The organism is Blautia massiliensis (ex Durand et al. 2017), assembly GCF_001487165.1.
GTDB lineage: Bacteria > Bacillota > Clostridia > Lachnospirales > Lachnospiraceae > Blautia_A > Blautia_A fusiformis.
The window spans coordinates 75,010-92,632 of sequence record NZ_LN913006.1; the positions used below are offsets into that span (position 1 = coordinate 75,010).

The 17,623-nt window shown below is 38.9% G+C and carries 16 protein-coding genes; 9 read left to right on the forward strand and 7 right to left on the reverse strand.

All coding sequences use genetic code 11. From position 1 onward, the window contains the following. Positions 1 to 5: 5 nt before the first annotated feature. From BN3261_RS01355 to BN3261_RS01380, 6 genes are read right to left on the reverse strand one after another with little or no spacing between them, the layout of a single operon-like run. The gene (locus BN3261_RS01355) at positions 6 to 3,188 is read right to left on the reverse strand and encodes a TraG/VirB4 family ATPase (RefSeq protein ID WP_059085293.1); all 3,183 of its coding nucleotides are present in this window, start codon (positions 3,186 to 3,188) and stop codon (positions 6 to 8) included. Next, positions 3,185 to 3,808, reverse strand: a complete 624-nt coding sequence (locus BN3261_RS01360) for a DUF5038 domain-containing protein (RefSeq protein WP_059085294.1) — start codon at positions 3,806 to 3,808, stop codon at positions 3,185 to 3,187. Before BN3261_RS01360 ends, BN3261_RS01355 begins: the two co-directional genes overlap by 4 nt. A gap of 11 nt (positions 3,809 to 3,819) precedes the next feature. Beyond that, positions 3,820 to 5,643 carry a lysozyme family protein gene (locus BN3261_RS01365; RefSeq protein WP_059085295.1) on the reverse strand — a complete coding sequence of 608 codons (1,824 nt, stop codon included), beginning with the start codon at positions 5,641 to 5,643 and terminating at the stop codon, positions 3,820 to 3,822. A gap of 2 nt (positions 5,644 to 5,645) precedes the next feature. After that, positions 5,646 to 6,569, reverse strand: a complete 924-nt coding sequence (locus tag BN3261_RS01370) for a hypothetical protein (protein ID WP_059085296.1) — start codon at positions 6,567 to 6,569, stop codon at positions 5,646 to 5,648. A 13-nt stretch (positions 6,570 to 6,582) separates the two neighbouring features. Further along, positions 6,583 to 7,293, reverse strand: a complete 711-nt coding sequence (locus tag BN3261_RS01375; protein ID WP_059085297.1) for a conjugal transfer protein TrbL family protein — start codon at positions 7,291 to 7,293, stop codon at positions 6,583 to 6,585. 24 nt (positions 7,294 to 7,317) lie between these two features. Beyond that, a complete protein-coding gene (locus BN3261_RS01380) occupies positions 7,318 to 7,662 on the reverse strand; it encodes a hypothetical protein (protein WP_004223640.1) in 345 nt (114 codons plus the stop codon). Positions 7,663 to 8,167: 505 nt separating this feature from the next. On the opposite strand from BN3261_RS01380, the gene BN3261_RS01385 reads away from it, so the two are divergent. The 9 genes from BN3261_RS01385 (at position 8,168) to BN3261_RS01420 (ending at position 17,232) form a co-directional block, all read left to right on the forward strand. Continuing rightward, the gene (locus BN3261_RS01385; RefSeq protein WP_059085298.1) at positions 8,168 to 8,800 is read left to right on the forward strand and encodes a radical SAM protein; all 633 of its coding nucleotides are present in this window, start codon (positions 8,168 to 8,170) and stop codon (positions 8,798 to 8,800) included. 112 nt (positions 8,801 to 8,912) lie between these two features. Then, the gene (locus tag BN3261_RS01390; RefSeq protein WP_059085299.1) at positions 8,913 to 10,199 is read left to right on the forward strand and encodes a site-specific integrase; all 1,287 of its coding nucleotides are present in this window, start codon (positions 8,913 to 8,915) and stop codon (positions 10,197 to 10,199) included. Continuing rightward, a complete protein-coding gene (locus BN3261_RS01395; protein WP_025581314.1) occupies positions 10,196 to 11,149 on the forward strand; it encodes a tyrosine-type recombinase/integrase in 954 nt (317 codons plus the stop codon). The genes BN3261_RS01390 and BN3261_RS01395 overlap by 4 nt, the downstream gene beginning before the upstream one ends. Then, the gene (locus BN3261_RS01400; protein ID WP_025581315.1) at positions 11,139 to 12,182 is read left to right on the forward strand and encodes a tyrosine-type recombinase/integrase; all 1,044 of its coding nucleotides are present in this window, start codon (positions 11,139 to 11,141) and stop codon (positions 12,180 to 12,182) included. The genes BN3261_RS01395 and BN3261_RS01400 overlap by 11 nt, the downstream gene beginning before the upstream one ends. Positions 12,183 to 12,212: 30 nt before the next feature. Then, a complete protein-coding gene (locus BN3261_RS01405) occupies positions 12,213 to 13,196 on the forward strand; it encodes a radical SAM protein (protein WP_330383225.1) in 984 nt (327 codons plus the stop codon). Positions 13,197 to 13,246: 50 nt separating this feature from the next. Further along, a complete protein-coding gene (locus BN3261_RS17595; RefSeq protein WP_055151482.1) occupies positions 13,247 to 13,483 on the forward strand; it encodes a hypothetical protein in 237 nt (78 codons plus the stop codon). Positions 13,484 to 13,630: 147 nt separating this feature from the next. Beyond that, on the forward strand, positions 13,631 to 14,800 hold the full coding sequence (locus BN3261_RS01410; RefSeq protein ID WP_055151479.1) for an insulinase family protein: 1,170 nt from the start codon (positions 13,631 to 13,633) through the stop codon (positions 14,798 to 14,800). Between the two features lie 104 nt (positions 14,801 to 14,904). Beyond that, positions 14,905 to 16,593, forward strand: a complete 1,689-nt coding sequence (locus BN3261_RS01415; RefSeq protein ID WP_055151476.1) for an ABC transporter ATP-binding protein — start codon at positions 14,905 to 14,907, stop codon at positions 16,591 to 16,593. 39 nt (positions 16,594 to 16,632) lie between these two features. Next, positions 16,633 to 17,232 (forward strand): VanZ family protein, encoded by a 600-nt coding sequence (locus tag BN3261_RS01420; RefSeq protein WP_055151472.1) that lies wholly within the window; start codon positions 16,633 to 16,635, stop codon positions 17,230 to 17,232. A 38-nt stretch (positions 17,233 to 17,270) separates the two neighbouring features. Here the strand turns inward: BN3261_RS01420 and BN3261_RS17020 are convergent, their stop codons facing one another. Further along, positions 17,271 to 17,552: a hypothetical protein gene (locus tag BN3261_RS17020; RefSeq protein WP_227218301.1), complete on the reverse strand. Its 282-nt coding sequence runs from the start codon at positions 17,550 to 17,552 to the stop codon at positions 17,271 to 17,273. Between the last annotated feature and the right edge of the window lie 71 nt (positions 17,553 to 17,623).

Here is a 17,623-nt window from a genome sequence, read left to right on the forward strand (position 1 = left end):
TAACATTAACCGACTTTTTTATCCTGGCGTTTCAAGATTTCCAGGAGTTCCTGTCGGTCTGTGGTAATTAATTCTTTTTCCAGGTTGGAAGCTTTAAATTCCACAGTGATATTATTGTTGTTTGTTGAAATTAGTCCGTTTCCACGTTGGAAATGGGTGATATTCATAACTTCGGTTTCGGAAAGACGAAGAATGGTTTTTACACGTTGTGCCTCTTCATCTTCCATGTTAAGAATAATTTTGGTTTTACAGTTATTGATAATGCCTTTTCCATATTTTCCGTCATCAAGAGCAAAAAAGTCATTGAGGTCCTGGGTTGCAAAAATACCGGCACCAGAGTATGCCCGGATGATCTTGGCAATCTCCAAAACGAATTCAGCGGCCAGGCGGTTACTGGAGGCACCGATGAGCTGCCATACTTCATCTACAAAAATGGCTTTTTCTTCGGTACGATTTTCTTTGGCTTTATCCCATACATAGTCCAGAGCAACAAACATCCCTACCGTTAAGAGATCACTGGAGCCAGTCAGCTCTGAAATGTCCAAAACGGTATATTTATTGGTCAGATCTACATTGGTCTGCTGGTTAAAAGAGGAAGCAGAGCCATGGACAAGACGGTTTAGGATGTGAGCCAGTCGTTTGGTATCTTCAGTTTCCATCAAAACATCATATACATCTCCAAGAATTGGCATCGCTTTATAATGATCCGGGTGTTTGGGATCAATGAGGGATTCATTCTTATGGGTGATTCCCTTTCTTGCATAGGTTTTAATCAGTGCTTCGTCCAAAAGCTGTTTTTCCTCATGGCTCATATCTGGAATGAGCAGAGAAAAGAAAACGTGCAGACGTTGAATCTTACTGGCTAAGGCAGATGCGTCTAAAGTTGGACCGTCCAGCAGCTCATTGACAGAGTTATCTACTTTTCGGATTTCCATGACATTGATGCAGTTTTGGCTGGCAGGAGAAATCTGGATAAAGGTTCCGCCTACATTTCTGGCAGCCCGATAAAACTCATGACCTTTTAGCGGTGCGATGATAAATACCTGGATTCCTTTACGCCGCATACGAAGTGCCATAGTCTGCATGGTAAAGGTTTTTCCGGATCCGGAAGTGCCAAGAATCGCAATATTGGAGTTTTTATATTGTTTGGAGTCAAAAATATCAGCAATCACTAAAGAGTTGTTATGCTTATTTACTCCAAATAGGATGCCGTTGTCATCGCAAATGCTGTAGCTAACGAAAGGATAGCAACTGGCAGCTCCGGTGGTTAAGACATTTCGTTTTGAGAGTTCATAGAGCTTCTTGTCCAGGTTTACAAGAGGAAGGGAAGATAAAAATCCCTGTTCTTGCAGGAAGTAACAAGACCGCAGATCCATATCCTGTGAGATGAGAAGTTTTTTCATCTCCTGAATCCGCCATTGTAGTTCTTCCAGATCACCTGCCGTAATCGTAATCAAAAGATTCATGTAATAGAAATCTTCATTATTAGCAAGTCCCTGTTTGAGGAAATAGCCGGAACGGATGGCAGAATCCAGATCATCAAAATCCGCATTGGTATCAGAGGCCTCTTTGATCTTTGAACGGTTGATCCGGATTTGCTGTCCAAGACGTTGCTGGATCTTATCTTTGGGCTGTTTATGCAGAAAAAAGTCAATGTCAATTCCTTCGCCAGCATTGATAAGCAGGGACAGCCAGCCTGGCATTACTTTTGCTTTGTAACCATCGCACGGCACCAGCAGGTAAGAATGGTAGATGCCATTTACCAGCACATAGTTGCTGTGCTTAAAGTCCAAAGACTCTGGTGCAATGAATTCATTGATATGGATGTTATCCACTTCCTGCTCACGACCAGATTCCATATAGCGGGTAAGTACCTGGTTAATCCGTTTTGGCAAAGGTGTTTCGGTACATTTGGTACGGTTCAGTAAAGTGTAGAGTACATCGGTTGTAAACTCATCTTCATTGTCATGAACCAGCACATCGTTGCCGCATTGATATAGAAAGGTTTTAGCGGTTTGTGCCGCAGTCTCCAAAGCCGCCAGGATTTCCTTTTCCTCCACCTTCCGATTCACATTGAAAGGTTCGTATTCAAAGATTAGGAAAAAACGTCTGGAAACCGCTTCTCTGGAGCTTAACTGCCGGACAAATTGGATATAGTCTTTTTGTAACTGCCGGCAGTTAGGATCTGATTCCCGTTCCATTTCCAAACGGGACTGTTCCAGATGTTTGTTGATATCCGCTTTTTTGGAGATCATCTTAATCTGCAGTTTCACAGGACTGATTTTTAGGTAGGAGATGAAGCTGAAGATGATCCCTTGTTGTTCCCTAGCACTGCGTAAGAGGAAATTGATTGGTTCAATCTCTAGGATTTTTACATAACGATGGTCTGTCGTGTAGATAACGCCATTGGCAATTTTATCAATAGGAAGATAATCTTCTAAGGTGATTTCTTTTCGTTTTTTCTTTTTGCTTTTCCCGGAAGCAGCAGATGACTGGTTGGAAGCTTTATTCGCAGTTCTTTCTTTTTTTCGCTCCTCCAAAAGTTGCTGCTTTATCTGTTGTTTTTCAAGTTTTGCCTGCCTTTTCGCACTTTTACGTGCAGCGTTTTGTTCTTTTTTTAATTGTCGGGACTCAAATTTAAGAATCCGGATGTCTTCACGAGCCTGTTTGCGTATTCCACGTTTTGTAGAAGTATCAAACTGCCGGCGTTCTTTTTTTTTAACAGCAGGGGATTCTTTTGTCTTCTCTTCAGAAGACATCTGAGAGCAGTTCTCTTCAGAAGAAGCTTCTGCAGGTTGCTTTGGATGACGTTTTCGTTTTCTGGTTTTGGGTTCTTTGTTGCGGGGTTTTTTAATCCGGTACTTTTTTTTCGGTTCCGGATGCACATCCATACGGTAAATAACCCGGCGGTTTTTCAGAAAACGCAAAGCGTTCATTAAAAATGCAGTAATGCTTTCCCCACCGATTCCAATTAAAGAAATCATAGCAGCAGGAAGAGCAGTCATACAGAGAATAATAATCCTGACAGTCAGTGTCAGAGGCAGATTGATAACAGGAATGGTGATCAGGATTGCCAGGACACCACCTTCGATGGCATTACGGATTTTAAACATTCCGCCCATAAAGGTCCCTTTTTCTATAAAATTGCGTGGGATGAAGACAGGATGTTGTTCTTCAGTATTGTTCATGGCTGCACCTCCTTTGGTTCTTCCATGGAAGGAGCTTCAGGAACTTCTGTGACAGGGGCAGCTTTTTCCAAATTCACTGAGGTATCGTCATAACCGCCTTCTTGCAACTGTTCAATTTCCTCTGTTGTGATGGAAGGAAGTTTGTCATCTGTCGGACGTTCATAGATGATTTCTTTTCCAGAATCAGGGGTACGTTCCTCACCGAAAAAGAATCTTCCAGTAGAGGAAGTGTAGTACACAGGAAGAACGGACTTATCCGGAAGCTGGAACAAAAAATTAATATCAGAAGCATTGGGATAGGTAGTATCATCAGCAAGGAAACGGATGGAAGTTAGAGACATCTGTTTTACGTTTTTAAGATAGGAGGTCAGTTCTTCCTGAAAAAGTTTCACCTGTTCCTTGGAGAAAAAGTCTTCCAAAGCTTCAAAATCCTGAAAGCTTATGGATTCGTTATTTTCTGCTTGTTCTGTCTCGGTATTTTCACTGTCATCGTGCTGAGTATTTTCTGTCTCGGATTTTTTGTTTCCTTTTTGGGATTTCCAGATGGAGGGAAAAACAAATCCGATGATAATTAAAAAGGCCATCATAAAGATAGCCAGAATTGCTTTTTTTCTGTTCATAAGTGTCTCCTTTATTTTTTAGCGAAGATCCAATAGGCATTTGCGGTTGCATGCACTTCCGTCATCATATCGAATTCACGGTTGATGTAGTTTTTGGAGGAACTGTCATTGGGATCATTGACTAATACTTTACCTCCAGCCGTTATACCACGAAGGACAATAAAATGTCCGCCACTGGTAAAAAGCCCGGCTCTTTGGGAACTGATGACCGGATGACCTTCAGATAAAGCCTGAAGTACCTGGTTGGGATCACTGGTCTGTGTGACAGCCCCACACCCAAAATGATCGGACGCTGCCTGGAAATAAGACCAGTAAGTGCCGACTCCTGGTTTGTAATAGGAATTTCCGCACCAGGATATTGCATCAATAGGTGTAATGGTAGTGCCTGTAAGATAACTGGCAATCATGGCAAAACTGGTAGGTCCACAACCGCTGGATGCAATCGAACCGCCGCCATAGGGGATATTTCCATAGTCTGTCTGGAGATAGTGTGGAATTTGCATACCGTTTGCAGGATAGTTACCGCCACTGGCAGTAATTTGGTAATACCGAAGGACATGATCGACATATTCTTTATCACCATACCGGTCATAAGGCCAGCTTGGTCTTGCACACATCATGTCAGAATAGGCAATGGCGTTTTCTTTGGTATATCCACCGTCCCGTTCCATTGCCCAGTCAATGTATGCAGAACCGTAGTTGTAACCCTGAAGAGCCAGTTTAATCCGGTCTAAGTCCGTAGGTCCGGTACAGCCGGCTTTGTCGAGGGCATATTTTAATTCCTGTACACCACATTCAATGGAGTATTCAGGATCTGTAATCCCATTTGGCACATGGGGATAGCGGGTATTAAATCCACCTTCCGCTGCTTGCATAACATCCAACCCTCGTCCGCCAGATTCCTGCATCATGACTGCCAGAATTAAATCCACATAATCACTCATACCATATTTCGCAGCGGCTCTTTCTACAGCAGGGCGGTAGGACAATACCTCATCACTAAGATTGATAGCAGCTACTATGCCGGAAGAAGCAGTTCCAAAGAAAGCAGTCAGATTTTCTGCATAGTTTTTGGCAAGTTCTTTCTGCTTGTCTGTAAGATGGAATACATGGTCTGCAAAATAGGAATCCCCAGCATAAACAACGGTATAGGTGTGTTTCGTAAAAGTAACCGTCTGTGTTTGTGCCTGTCCCTGTTCTGTGCCGGTTTCTCCTTCTGCACCGCCATCAACGGTAACTTCCATGGTAACTGTTTCGGTTGCTACATCATAAGAAAAAAGTCCTTCTTTGTTTTCACGGATGAGTTTCTTTAATTGGTTTAGGTTGATGTTTTTATAGTCATCCTGGCTGGCACAAAATTGTGAAATCAGCAGATTGGCATTGACGGCGATGCTGTATGTATAGGGATCATTGATGGATGCAGTATCTCCCTGTGGAAGACGGGAAATTGCTGCATGGATCTCTGCCAGAATGTCTTCATGGCTTTCTTCTAACACTTCAACGATGGCATCACGGGAAGCACGGATGTTTTCACTGATCATAGAGTTGCTGTTTAGCACATCGCTTTGGTCGGTCAGACTTCCAAAGATCAGACCAGGGAGCATCACAATAAATAAAACCGGAAGCAGCAGTATGGCGAGAATAACAAGGAGAATTTTAGCGAACTGATTCCGGTTGGCTATGACTGCTCCAATCGCTGCTGAAAAAGGCCCGCCAAGGGCTGCACCATATCCTGCTTTGGAGAAAGTGGCTGCTGTTTTTAAGGACTTTAGGTGAGAAATGGTACTGGAGCCTACATCCATTGCTTCGTCAAGTCCAGAGCGTTCTGTATCCATCACTAAATCCGATCCTTTCTTGGAGGAGTAGGAGGAAGCTTTTGGACAATGGATTCGTTGTAGGCTATCTTTCCATCGCCAGCATCATAAGGAATTTTGGATACCGTATTTTCAGCATACTGTTTGTACCAGGTAGCTCCGTCTACAGATTGAACAGTTTCATAGGTTCCCTGGGTAGGAGCCGTATATTGATCGGCATGGTACATAGCAAATTCCCGGCTGTTTCCATTGGAACCGGACTCAACGCCTGTTATCCTGCCGCCGCCAATCTCAACATTGGTATAGGAATGATCCGTTTTATCTTCATTTTGAATTCCCATGTAGGATTGAAATGCAGAAACAGCTCCATCACCTTTGATCGAGCCAACTTGACCATAGTTTCCTTGAGCAATATTGCTGATAACGTTATTGGCAAAATCCCCGCCCTTTTCAAGGGAAGACTGATAGAGTGCATTTCCGATACTTGGTCCTTCGGTATATCCGGTGGCTGCATTTACCGCAGAACGCTCTGTCTGCCTTCCAACGGCTCCGGCTAATCCTCCGGAAAGGAAAGAACTTTGTACTGCAGCACTTCCGGGAGAGGAAGAATGGGAACTACTATGGCTTCCACCTCCATGCCCTCGAAAGGAACTTGCAAGACCTCTTCCGGCGATTAAAAGTTCAGCCATCATATTTCCACCAGTATTTCCAACATTGACTCCCAGACTTGCCATAAAGCTGTCAATCTTTTGAGAAACCTTCAAAAAAGCAATGGCACACAGAAACCAGATAAAGACATTACCGGTGACCGTTTCTTTTCCCTGTGCATCCACAGCTTGCTGTACCTCTGCTTCTGTAAGTTCAGCGGCAAAGACCGGCATGGAAGTTACAAGAATCAGGCAAGAAATCAATAGCAGGCTGCAGAGCAGTGTTTTCTTATGTTTCATAATCTCCTCCTTCCTAGAGTGATAAAGGGTTTGCAAGGAATGTTCCGACCATGGAAGTAAACAGCCGCAAACACCAGGCGTTCATTAAAAGCAAAAAGAACTGTCCGCCGAGCATACGGCACCAGCTCTTAAAAACATTTCCGGTAGCCTGGGAAGCACCCGTGGAAAACGCAACAGGTGCGGTGTAGACCAGAACTCCAAGCAGTATGTAACGTTCCGCAGCTTCAAAAAGCAGCTTGATGTAATTCCAGGCAAGGATCAGTACCAGTATGAGGGCAACAATGGCAACAGCACCGTTGGCACATACCCCCAGGATTACTGTGATCACAGAGTTGAATTTGGCAAATTCCAGTGGTGGAAGATCTTCAGTCAGAATCCAGCTATACGGGGTTCCTGAAATATTCAATAGAAGATCCACGATGTCTTTGGCATAAAATGTTAGGAAAAGGAACATAAATGTCCGCAGTGATAATTTGATTGGATCTTCAGCGTCAATCCCTGTCCCCATAAAATAATTCTTAAAAAGCTGCCAAACCCAGTTTAAAAGGATGAGTCCGATAGCCAATGCCAGAAAAATCTGGTACATTGTTTCCGCTGCTGGAAAATACCGGAGAAAAGTATCCATGGAACATCCCAGTGCACCCAGAACAGAAGTAGTAATCAAATCCAGAATGTTCATGACCTGTTCGGCAATCCATTCTACAATTCCGTCAAGTATTCCCATGACAGAACCACCTCCTTATCTGCATTATCCATTCCACTGCCCGCCGGCAAAGAACGGTGTGATGTAAGCCATGATAAATCCCAGGCCATTGAGAATAGCCCATGTGATGATGATTCGTTTGAGCCATGCCCTGGATTCATCCACGGTTTTTCCGGATTTGGAAAAATTCATCAAAAGCAAAGCAACCGATGCAGTTACAACAGCCGCAATGGTGGAAATCAGGATAATCTGGTTATATACGTCTTTCATGATTTCTGAAGCTTTGTCCCAGATGGTAGCAGCCATAACTGGTTGTACATTACAGGCAATCAGAGTGAAGACAAGGAAGGCAGTATAGAGATATTTTCCATAGTTCCGATGATGTTTCATGCCCGGTGGGGCTTCTTTGTGTACATGGTTTTTCAAGTAAATGAACCTCCTTCATAAAAAGAGGGCAAAGTGAGATCTTTCACTTTGCCCTGGCTTATAGTTTTCCTGCCTCATAAAAGCTTCAATCCGGTCAATACGGAGGAACGCTTATTCTATATTTAGTTGTGATACTCCTTTCCATGCACTAAAAAACGCAGCTTGCACCAGAGAAGAGGCATTCCCTGGAAAGCTGCGTTTCGCTACATATAATTTTGACAGTATCATTTTAACATGGGTAGATTTTCCTGTAAATCGCAGAAGTGTGCCAAGTTGAGTCAAGCATGAGAAAGAATAATGACACGATAAAAATGAAAGAATTCCAAATAGGAAAAAAAAAAGGACGAATTATACAATAAATATGGTGGTTTGTGCTGCTAACATATATTATGTAAGACAACAAGCAAGTAATGTGGTCTATTAATAAGGATACATATACGTTTACAAAATAAATACGAGGAGGGAAGGTATGACAGTTATAGAATATAAAAAATATTTTGAAAGACTTAAAGGAGAAGGAGATTTTTCAAGATTAGGAAAAGTTTTTAAAACAAAAGAGAAATACTATTTTTTTGATACAGGAACAGGAAAAATCTTGGAATGTACTGAAATAGAATATAATATTTTAAAACAGCTAGGGGAAGAAAATACTCTTGATGTCAAAAAGTTAGAGTATTCGTTAAAAGATATACAAGCTGCGATAAATGATATAATTTCAATGGTTAAAAAAGAGAATATACTTAAAGCAACACCATTAGAGAAGTTTGAAGGAGAACATTTTGAGGATTTAACACAAAGTATTCCTCAAAATATGAGACAGGTAGTGTTAGAAGTTACAGAAAATTGTAATCTCAGGTGTGATTATTGTATATATCAAAATTCTTTTTCAGGCTTTAGAGATTTTAGTCCACGAAGTATGAGTGAAGAAACAGCAATTAAAGCTATAGATTATATACTCAAAAATAGTTATAGGGATGAGATTTATGTGGGGTTTTATGGTGGAGAACCATTACTTAAGTTTGACTTGATTAAGAAATGTGTATCGTATGCGTTGGAGTATTATGCAGATATCGGCATAATCCCCCATATGCCGATATTTTAGAAATGCCGATTTTTGCCTTTCTGAAATATTGGATTTACAGGACTTTATAAATATATCGGCATTTCTTACTATAGAGATGTAACCAGTCATCGCTATAGAAAGGAGACCGTGTATGATAAAATCCTACCCGTTACTAAAACCATTAACTGATCAGCTCATGAAGGAGGTGAGAGCCTACGGGATACTGGAAGTGTCTTTAGAACAGTATCAGATTGTTTGTAACTCGATAGTACGCTTTGCGCAGTCATCACAGGTTGATTCCTACAGTCCGGAGTTGATGGATTCCTACAAGGACAATCTTGATACCAGGTGTTCTTCCGGTGAGATATGCAAGGAATATCATCGATTCCAACTGCGTGTTATGCGTATGCTATCTTCACTTGCGGAAAGCGGCATTGTTGATTTTTCGAGCACTAAATCTCATCCGCTCAAGTACATTGTATCCGACGAGACAAGCAGCCTCGTGGAAATAATTCTCAATAGTTACCCTATCAGCAATGCAACAAAAAAGGATCTTCGAGCCCCTACCAGACATTTTTTGTGGTACGCTGAACAGTTCGGGATAAAGCCGCAACGTATTGATGACACTATAGTCATGTCATTCCTAATTAATGAAGTACTGGTTTCGAACAGCGGCAGTACCGGACGTACATTAAGGTGTGTAAAGTACGCCACGGAATACCTTCGGGCTCATGGGAATGATTGCCTGCACCGTGATTATACTCTTCTGAAGCTGAAAAATGATCACCGGCGTATTATCCCGGCCTATTCTGAAGAAGAGATTTCGGGAATAGCCCAGGCAGCTGATACAGATAGCACCATTGGAAAGAGGGATCTTGCGATCATACTTGTTGCATACTGCACAGGGCTTCGCGGAATCGACATCATAGGCATTAAGTTATCAGATATAGACTGGCACAATCACAAAGTGTCAGTAGTGCAGTCAAAAACTCATACGCCAATCGTATCTGAACTAAACGGTGCCACCTTGAACGCCCTTGCTGATTATATCCTCGACTGGCGTCCTAAATGCGATATTCCTGAGGTTTTCGTAACAGTAAAGGCTCCGTATCGAAGACTGTCAAAGGGATTTGGCAGTATGATTGACAAGTATTGCGAAAAAGCAGGCGTATCCAAAATCGCATTTAGAGGATTCCATAGTTTACGGCGTTCCTTTGAAACGGTTATGGTGTCAAGAGGAGTTCCCATTGAAACCGTGTCCCAGATGATGGGACATAAATCCATTATTGAGGATAAACCGTACATCACACACGATACACACCAGATATCATTCGTGGCAATGGATTTTTCGGATGTGCCTATTACCAGCGGGTTCTATTTTGGACATACAGGACATACAGAAAGTACCGGATCCCTGGAGGGAGGTGCTGGAGCATGACCCTTGACAAAAAACTCAATGACGCATTTGAGGAGATGATGAAATATCGCCAGTCCATTGGATACGCCACCGCTACATATAGGAGTTCGGTTCCTCCATTTATAAACTTTTGTGTAAAAAACCATCCCCTGTCTGCCCGCATTACCCAGGAAATGGTAGACGAGTGGCTCATTTATTATCCTTATACTGTCAACAGCAAAGCCGCCTTCCTCTCTCTCCTGCGGGAGTACACGAAATACCTGAACTTCCTTGGATATGATGATTATATACCGGATGACGATTATGTAGTAAAGCGCATAGCTTTCAATCCGTACCTGTTTACGGATGATGAACTCTCCGGGTTATTTAAAACGATTGACTCATATGTTGGCAAAACCTGTGGGAAAAGATATCTGCCAGAGATTGTGCTTCCTGTGTATAGCCGGTTGCTTTACTGCTGTGGTCTTCGCCCACAGGAACCACCTGCGATACGAACAGAGGATGTAAACCTGATTACAGGAGACGTTTATATACGACAGTCCAAGAGGCACAAGGATCGGCACATCATTATGTCAGAGGATATGCGCGCACTCTGTCAGAAATACGATTCCGTAGCAGGAAAGAGGCAATGGTTCTTTCAAAAATGGGACGGCACACCATATGAAGCATCGTGGTACAACCAGGTATGGAGGAACCTGATCTCAAAGAGTGGCATTTCATGGAAGGGGGCTCCAAGACCTTATGATCTGCGGCACGCTTTTGCTTCGCGTAATATAATCCGCTGGATAAACAATGGGAAGGACGTGATGGAATTATTGCCGTACCTTTCGGCATATATGGGGCATTCAGAACTCACATCAACGCTTTATTATATCCACCTTCTTCCAGAGAATCTGCGCAAGTCCAAAGCTGTAGACTGGGCTCTCCTTTCCCAGGTTTATGGAAAGGGGGTTCTGGAAGATGAGGATTAAAGCTAAGGATCCACACCTTGTATCGCTTATGGGTGAATTTATGAGAATCTACCTTCCGGGTGTCAGGAATCGCGATAAAGACACAATTGACTCGTACAGATATAGCATAAATCTGTTTGTGACATACCTTGAATCAGAACAAAAGGTGACTGTCCTAACGATGCAGTCATCTGACTTCAGCCAGAAAAACATAGTAGAATTCATGGCTTGGCTGAAATCTGAACGCAATAACGTGGCACCGACCATAAACCATCGCCTGTCAGACCTGCGGGGATTCTGCAAGTACCTTTATAAAAAGAACGCTATCTCCCTTGATGCGTATGAGGCAATCCGCGAGATAAGCGATGTTGATGATGAAAGGATTCTCGATTTTACATGGCTTTCAGTTAATGATGTGTACCTGGTTCTTAAAAGTACAGATAGCAACCGTGAAGCTGTAAGAGATCGTTTTCTCCTGTCGCTTCTGTATGAAAGCGGTGCACGGATAAATGAGGTATTGTCACTAAAACTCCTTGATATTAAAGCGACATCCAACGGGGAGGCTGATGTCCATTTCTACGGAAAAGGAAAGAAACATAGGATTACACCCTTATCCAAGGAAATATGGAGCCAGTTTGAAGATTACTGCGAAAAATATCATCCAGACAAGACTTCGGAGAACCTGGTGTTTTATTCTTTCCGAAATGGCCAGAAAAACAAAATGTCCAGTGATAATGTCAGCCGTATACTTGTAGGATGTGAAGCAGAGGTTCGCAAAAGCAATCCGGATCTAGTCCATCTGCATTCGCATCTTTTCAGAAGGACGAGGGCAATGCACCTGTATCAGGCGGGGGTGCCTCTCCCTACTATATCTGAATGGCTTGGTCATTCGAATATAGAAACGACTCGTTTCTACGCCAAGGTTACTGAAGAGATGAAGAGGGAAGCACTGCATAAGCTTAGCGATAGCGACAGATCCGTCTTTAAGGATGATGTGGTGTTCAAGTATGCCAATGACGAAGATGCTATCAAGCGGCTTTGTGGATTAAAATAAATGCCGATAGTTTATTAACCATGCCTGATATTGGGTCAGGCATGGAATCTTATAGAAATTTTATCGGCATTTCTAAAATATCGGCATATGGAGAATCGAGGTGAAAAAAAGGTAACATTTTCTATGACAACAAATGGAGTATTAATGACAGAGGAAAAAGCAGAATACTTTGCATCCATTCCAGAATTTAGTTTAATGTTTAGTATTGATGGTGATGAAAAAACACATAATGAACATCGAAAATTAGAAAATGGTAGAGGATCCTTTGAATTGTCTTTAAAAGGTTTCCAAAATGCTTTAAAAGCTTATGGAGACAGACGTAAGATGATATCGGTAAGTACGGTTGTCAGCCCTCCATATACAAAAGAAAAATTCGAGGATATGCAAGGATTTTTTGAACAATATGCAAAAGATTTAAATATGAATTGTACATATGTAGAACTTTCGGAAAATAATGCTCCGATATATACAGAAGAAGAAAGGGAGAACTTGGAAAATCGGATGCCACTCCTGGCGTGGGATAAACAGAAAACACCATCAGAAAAAGAGAAATCATTTACATATTATCCACAAATAGGAGCATTTATGGGAATTCATACCCGACCGATTTGTGATGAGCCATTCGTGTGGCACAAATTTAATGGGTGCTGTGTTCCTGGTACACGTCGTTTGTATGTTACAACTGAGGGAAAATTTTTAGCATGTGAAAGAATTGGAGAAGCGCCTAGCATCGGAGATGTGGAAAAAGGATTCGATATAGAGGCTATAAAAAAATACTATATAGATGAATATATGCAGAAATCATTGGTTGAGTGTCAAAATTGTTGGGCAAGCACTTTGTGTGGGATCTGTTATGCAAATTGCTATGATGCAAATGGATTAAATATGAAGAAAAAAATGGCATGCTGTGAAGAAGAAAAATACACGGTAGAGCAACAATTAATTTATTATCATGAAATATTAGAAAATAATCCAGAATTGTTAGAACCATTAAATCACATGATTGTAACTTAAGAGCAATCTAAAAGTTTACAATAAAAATAAAATGGAAAGGTGGTGAAAACATGAGAGTTGTCAATCCGATGGGAAGAAAAATCGACACCAGTGTAGAGGCAAACAATATAGCTAGAGGATGTACATGCGGTACATGGAGTAATTATTCAGGTACAAGAACGACAAGTGATTCCTGCAGCCATTGCGGATGTAATTGTAGAGATGCAAGTGGTGAAACTACAAAATATAGCACTAATAATTACAAAGATGCAAGCACAGCAGGAAGAAAATCACCAGTAGCGTATTAAAAGTATTTGAGAAACGCAAGTGAATGAGGATAGAGGGGTATTTACTCATAAGTTTTTGAGGTAATATCCCTTTATTTTCTAAAAATATATGTTTTTAGCCTGATCTTAAAAGAAGATAAGTAACAGCAGTTTCATTGGAGAATGAGTATGATAAAAAAACTATCTAACGGAATATCATATGAATTTAGAGAGTGTGATATGGATATGTGCTATGTTTCATTAATTGTTTGGAATGGCTCATTAAAAGATAGAGACAGATATGGTATTGCGCATTTTTTAGAACATATGCTTATGCAAATGGATTATGAAGGTTATGGAGTAGGTGATGATTTTTCATGTGTGGGCACCACATCTTTTGAATACACAAAATATGTAATTTCAACACACAATGAAATAGGAAATATATTAAATGCAATTCGAATTCTATTAGATATATTTAGAGGAACACATTTATTACGTGATAATATGGAGAAAGTAAGGCAGGATATCGTAAATGAATATAACATAGTATCTGAATCCCCTTTTTTTGAAGTGTATAGATCTTTTGTGAAAAAGTTAGGAATTAGTGAATATATGCCGATAGGAAACTTGCATGATATTCGGTGTATCACGTATATGGATATTATTGAAAATTTTAAAAACGGATATAGTGTTGAGAATGCACATATTATCATACTTGGAGGTGAAAAGGAGTGGGAGGAGAGAATATGGAAAAAAGTTGTAGAAAATGATTTTAAAGTTATGCCACAAAAAAGTTCTTTAAGAGTGCCCACTAGTTTAAATAGAAATTACAAAAATATTAAAGAAAATGGTATGGTTATTTTTTTGAAGTTAAATTATGTTTGTACGGATACAGCATACTATGATTTGGTTGAAAGTATGGCATTAACATTTTTGGAAGAACTTTTCAAAGAGACGGGAAAGATGCAAGAAAGTGATATATTTTTAGGTATATTTCAACCTACAAAAGATTTCAGATATATAAGGATAACAGTACGAAAAAAAATTAATTTAACTTGTATTCATGATGTATATAAGAAAATTGTAAATAGGCTTATATTAAAAAAGGATATTGGGGGATTACTAGAAGACCTAAAAAATGAATATAATAATATCTTAAAAAAAAATGAATATGGCTATCAGTATATACAGCATTTAATATATTCATATATATTTGATAGAAAAAGCTATACAAACCATGATCTTATGCAATATATAGAGGCTGAAGGCAAAAAAGTATTTGATGATATTATAAATTTTTCGATAAGTACTTTAGAGGAGCCTGAATATTATATTTACTATTTGGAAAGAAGGTAAAAATAGTGCAACTTAAACTAAAATCTTTTTTTAATGCAATGGCCTTTTGCATGAGTTTAGCTTGGAAAACATCTAAACATTATACAATTGGGAGGTGTACATTGTTGATATTAAGCACATGCACACCTTACATATCTATGTTTTTAAATAAAATATTGATTGATTCGTTAACTATAATAAACGAAAAAAATTATTTTTCTATTTTATTTATTCTGATCCTTGTGATGTTAATGGCTATAATTACAAAGTTATTCTCGAAATTAAGTGCATATTATCAGAATATCCATTCGGATTTGCTAGAACATGAAATTGAAAAAATGGTCATGAAAAAGACTATGAAAACTAACATAGAGTTTTATGATTCACCAGAATATTTAAATACATTGCAAGCTGTTATGACAGATTTTTTTTCACTAAACGAAATTACATGGAATATATTTTATGGAATGAGTGGTATATGTTCGCTGATAATTGCAGCAGGAATGATAGGAAGGTATCAGTGGAGTTATGCTATAGTATTATTGATATTTTCAATACCATCTGCAGTACTTAATCAAAAATTTTCAAAGAAAGCGTACAAGTTACGGTTAAATAATATGCCGTATGAGCGGCAACAAAGTTATATGTATTCTGTGGCAAGTGATAGGTATTTTGCCTTTGACATCAGATTACATAATTTATGTGACTTTTTTATGAATAGATATAAAAAATTTTGGAGTATATGTTTTAAAGATAGGAAACAATTAAAGAAAAAACAGCTTATTTGTATATTTCCTACATATGTAATTCCAGAAATAATCATATTTCTCTTTATGAGTAGAATTGTAAAATCAATTCTTAATGGAGATAGTAGCGTGGGAGATTTTTCTTTATACATAGGTTTATTTACATCCTTAATAGCTGCTACTTATACAGTTATAGAAACATTTTCTTCTGTTTATGAGGATAAATTGAAAATAGATACAATTGAAAAATTCAGTAAATATGAGGAAGAAGAGAATAGATGTGGTGAATTGGAAGTGAATGACAATATAAAGATTGAATTTAAGAATGTATCTTTTAAATATCCAATGTCAGAAAAATATGTGTTACAAAACTTTTCTTTAGAAATTAAGCAAGGGGATAGGATTTGTATATTAGGAGTAAATGGCTCTGGTAAAAGCACAGTCATAAAATTGCTATTGAGATTTTATGATGTAGATGAGGGCGAAATACTAATTAATTCTAAAAATATCAAAGAGTATGATGTATGTAACCTTCGTAGTGTATTTAGCGTTGTATTTCAAGACTACATAAATTATTCTTTCACATTACGAGATAATATTAAAATAACAGATTTGGAAAATGCAGAATGGACGGATGAAGACGCTATTAAAGCTTTACATATAGTAGATGCAGATAATATCCTTAAAAAACTTCCAGAAGGTTTGGATACGTATATACAAAAAATATTTGATAGAAATGGTTATGAGCCATCAGGGGGAGAACAGCAGAAAATTGCTTTAGCAAGGGCGGTGAATAGAAGATGTAAAGTAATGATTTTAGATGAACCAACGGCAGCTATAGATCCTGAGTCTGAGTGCAATTTATTAAATAATCTTAAACATGAATTATATGGGAAAACACTAATTTTTACATCCCATAGACTTTCAGCAGTACATTTAGCTGATAAAATTGTTTTGCTTGAAAATGGCCAGGTGAAAGAAGAAGGAAGTCATAAGGAACTATTAGAACTTAATAAAGAATATGCGCGGTTATACAGACTGCAAATGAATACGTACAATTTTAGTTAGAATTTCATGTACAATTTAAAAGAAAGGGGAAGCTGTATTATGTTATTAATTATATATGAATTTGGCACAATATTATTACCAATAGTTTTGTTCTGGGGAATATATCTTAGGAAGAAAGAAGTTTCACTTTTATCCAAAATATATTTAGGCGTTTTTGGATTATATTATGCCTGTGTTTTGCATTTTACTGGAGCAGGAACAGTGTATGATATAAAGTTATATGGAATTGATTTCTCAAGTAATCAATTAAACTTAATACCATTCTCACAAGAAATTGATACAGTAATATATTTATTAAATTTGGTATTACTTATGCCATGCGGTTTTTTACTACCTTTGATTGTGAAAAAATTCGATTCATTTAAACGAATATTGTTAGTAAATTTAGGTATATCTTTGTCAATTGAGTTGAGTCAATTATTTAATAATAGAAAGACGGATATTGACGATATAATATTAAATGTTGCGGGAGCCATAATAGGATATATTGTGTATAGATTAGTGGCGAAACTATTTCCTAAAATATCCAATAAAAATATGTTTAAGATAAGTGAATTTGTAATATATGTTATGATTATGACCATAGGACGTTTTTTGCTATTTGCTGAATTTTACTTTGCTAGTATTTTTTATATGTAATTAAGATAATGGGGAGCATTTGGGAAGCTCCTCATTATTTATAGTATAATTGATGTTATACACTTATAATGAATTCTGTTTAATAATCCTTGTAATGATGCCAACAGCAACATTCCGTTCTTCATCAATATGGTCACAACAAAGGACACCTTATCTTTCTTCCCAACGGTGCGGCTGTCGTAGCGACTGTGAGCAATGGCGTTGACACCCAGTTCTAACCGGTCAAAAACAGTTCCTTTGTGGATGTCTTCCACCGTTCCGGCATATTTTCCATGTACTCGACAATTTTTCAGATTTTCTTTGCTGGTATTGCTTTCCACGCTTTTTACATCTGCATGGATGGAGAGCGTTTCTGGGGAATTTCCCTGGATAGTTAAGATCCGGATCAGAA

Bases quoted from the DNA above. Each gene is read 5' to 3' on its own strand.
- BN3261_RS01355 (WP_059085293.1), bottom strand. From the start codon at position 3,188: ATGAACAATACTGAAGAACAACATCCTGTCTTCATCCCACGCAATTTT.
- BN3261_RS01360 (WP_059085294.1), bottom strand. From the start codon at position 3,808: ATGAACAGAAAAAAAGCAATTCTGGCTATCTTTATGATGGCCTTTTTA.
- BN3261_RS01365 (WP_059085295.1), bottom strand. From the start codon at position 5,643: ATGGATACAGAACGCTCTGGACTTGACGAAGCAATGGATGTAGGCTCC.
- BN3261_RS01370 (WP_059085296.1), bottom strand. From the start codon at position 6,569: ATGAAACATAAGAAAACACTGCTCTGCAGCCTGCTATTGATTTCTTGC.
- BN3261_RS01375 (WP_059085297.1), bottom strand. From the start codon at position 7,293: ATGGGAATACTTGACGGAATTGTAGAATGGATTGCCGAACAGGTCATG.
- BN3261_RS01380 (WP_004223640.1), bottom strand. From the start codon at position 7,662: ATGAAACATCATCGGAACTATGGAAAATATCTCTATACTGCCTTCCTT.
- BN3261_RS01385 (WP_059085298.1), top strand. From the start codon at position 8,168: ATGACAGTTATAGAATATAAAAAATATTTTGAAAGACTTAAAGGAGAA.
- BN3261_RS01390 (WP_059085299.1), top strand. From the start codon at position 8,913: ATGATAAAATCCTACCCGTTACTAAAACCATTAACTGATCAGCTCATG.
- BN3261_RS01395 (WP_025581314.1), top strand. From the start codon at position 10,196: ATGACCCTTGACAAAAAACTCAATGACGCATTTGAGGAGATGATGAAA.
- BN3261_RS01400 (WP_025581315.1), top strand. From the start codon at position 11,139: ATGAGGATTAAAGCTAAGGATCCACACCTTGTATCGCTTATGGGTGAA.
- BN3261_RS17595 (WP_055151482.1), top strand. From the start codon at position 13,247: ATGAGAGTTGTCAATCCGATGGGAAGAAAAATCGACACCAGTGTAGAG.
- BN3261_RS01410 (WP_055151479.1), top strand. From the start codon at position 13,631: ATGATAAAAAAACTATCTAACGGAATATCATATGAATTTAGAGAGTGT.
- BN3261_RS01420 (WP_055151472.1), top strand. From the start codon at position 16,633: ATGTTATTAATTATATATGAATTTGGCACAATATTATTACCAATAGTT.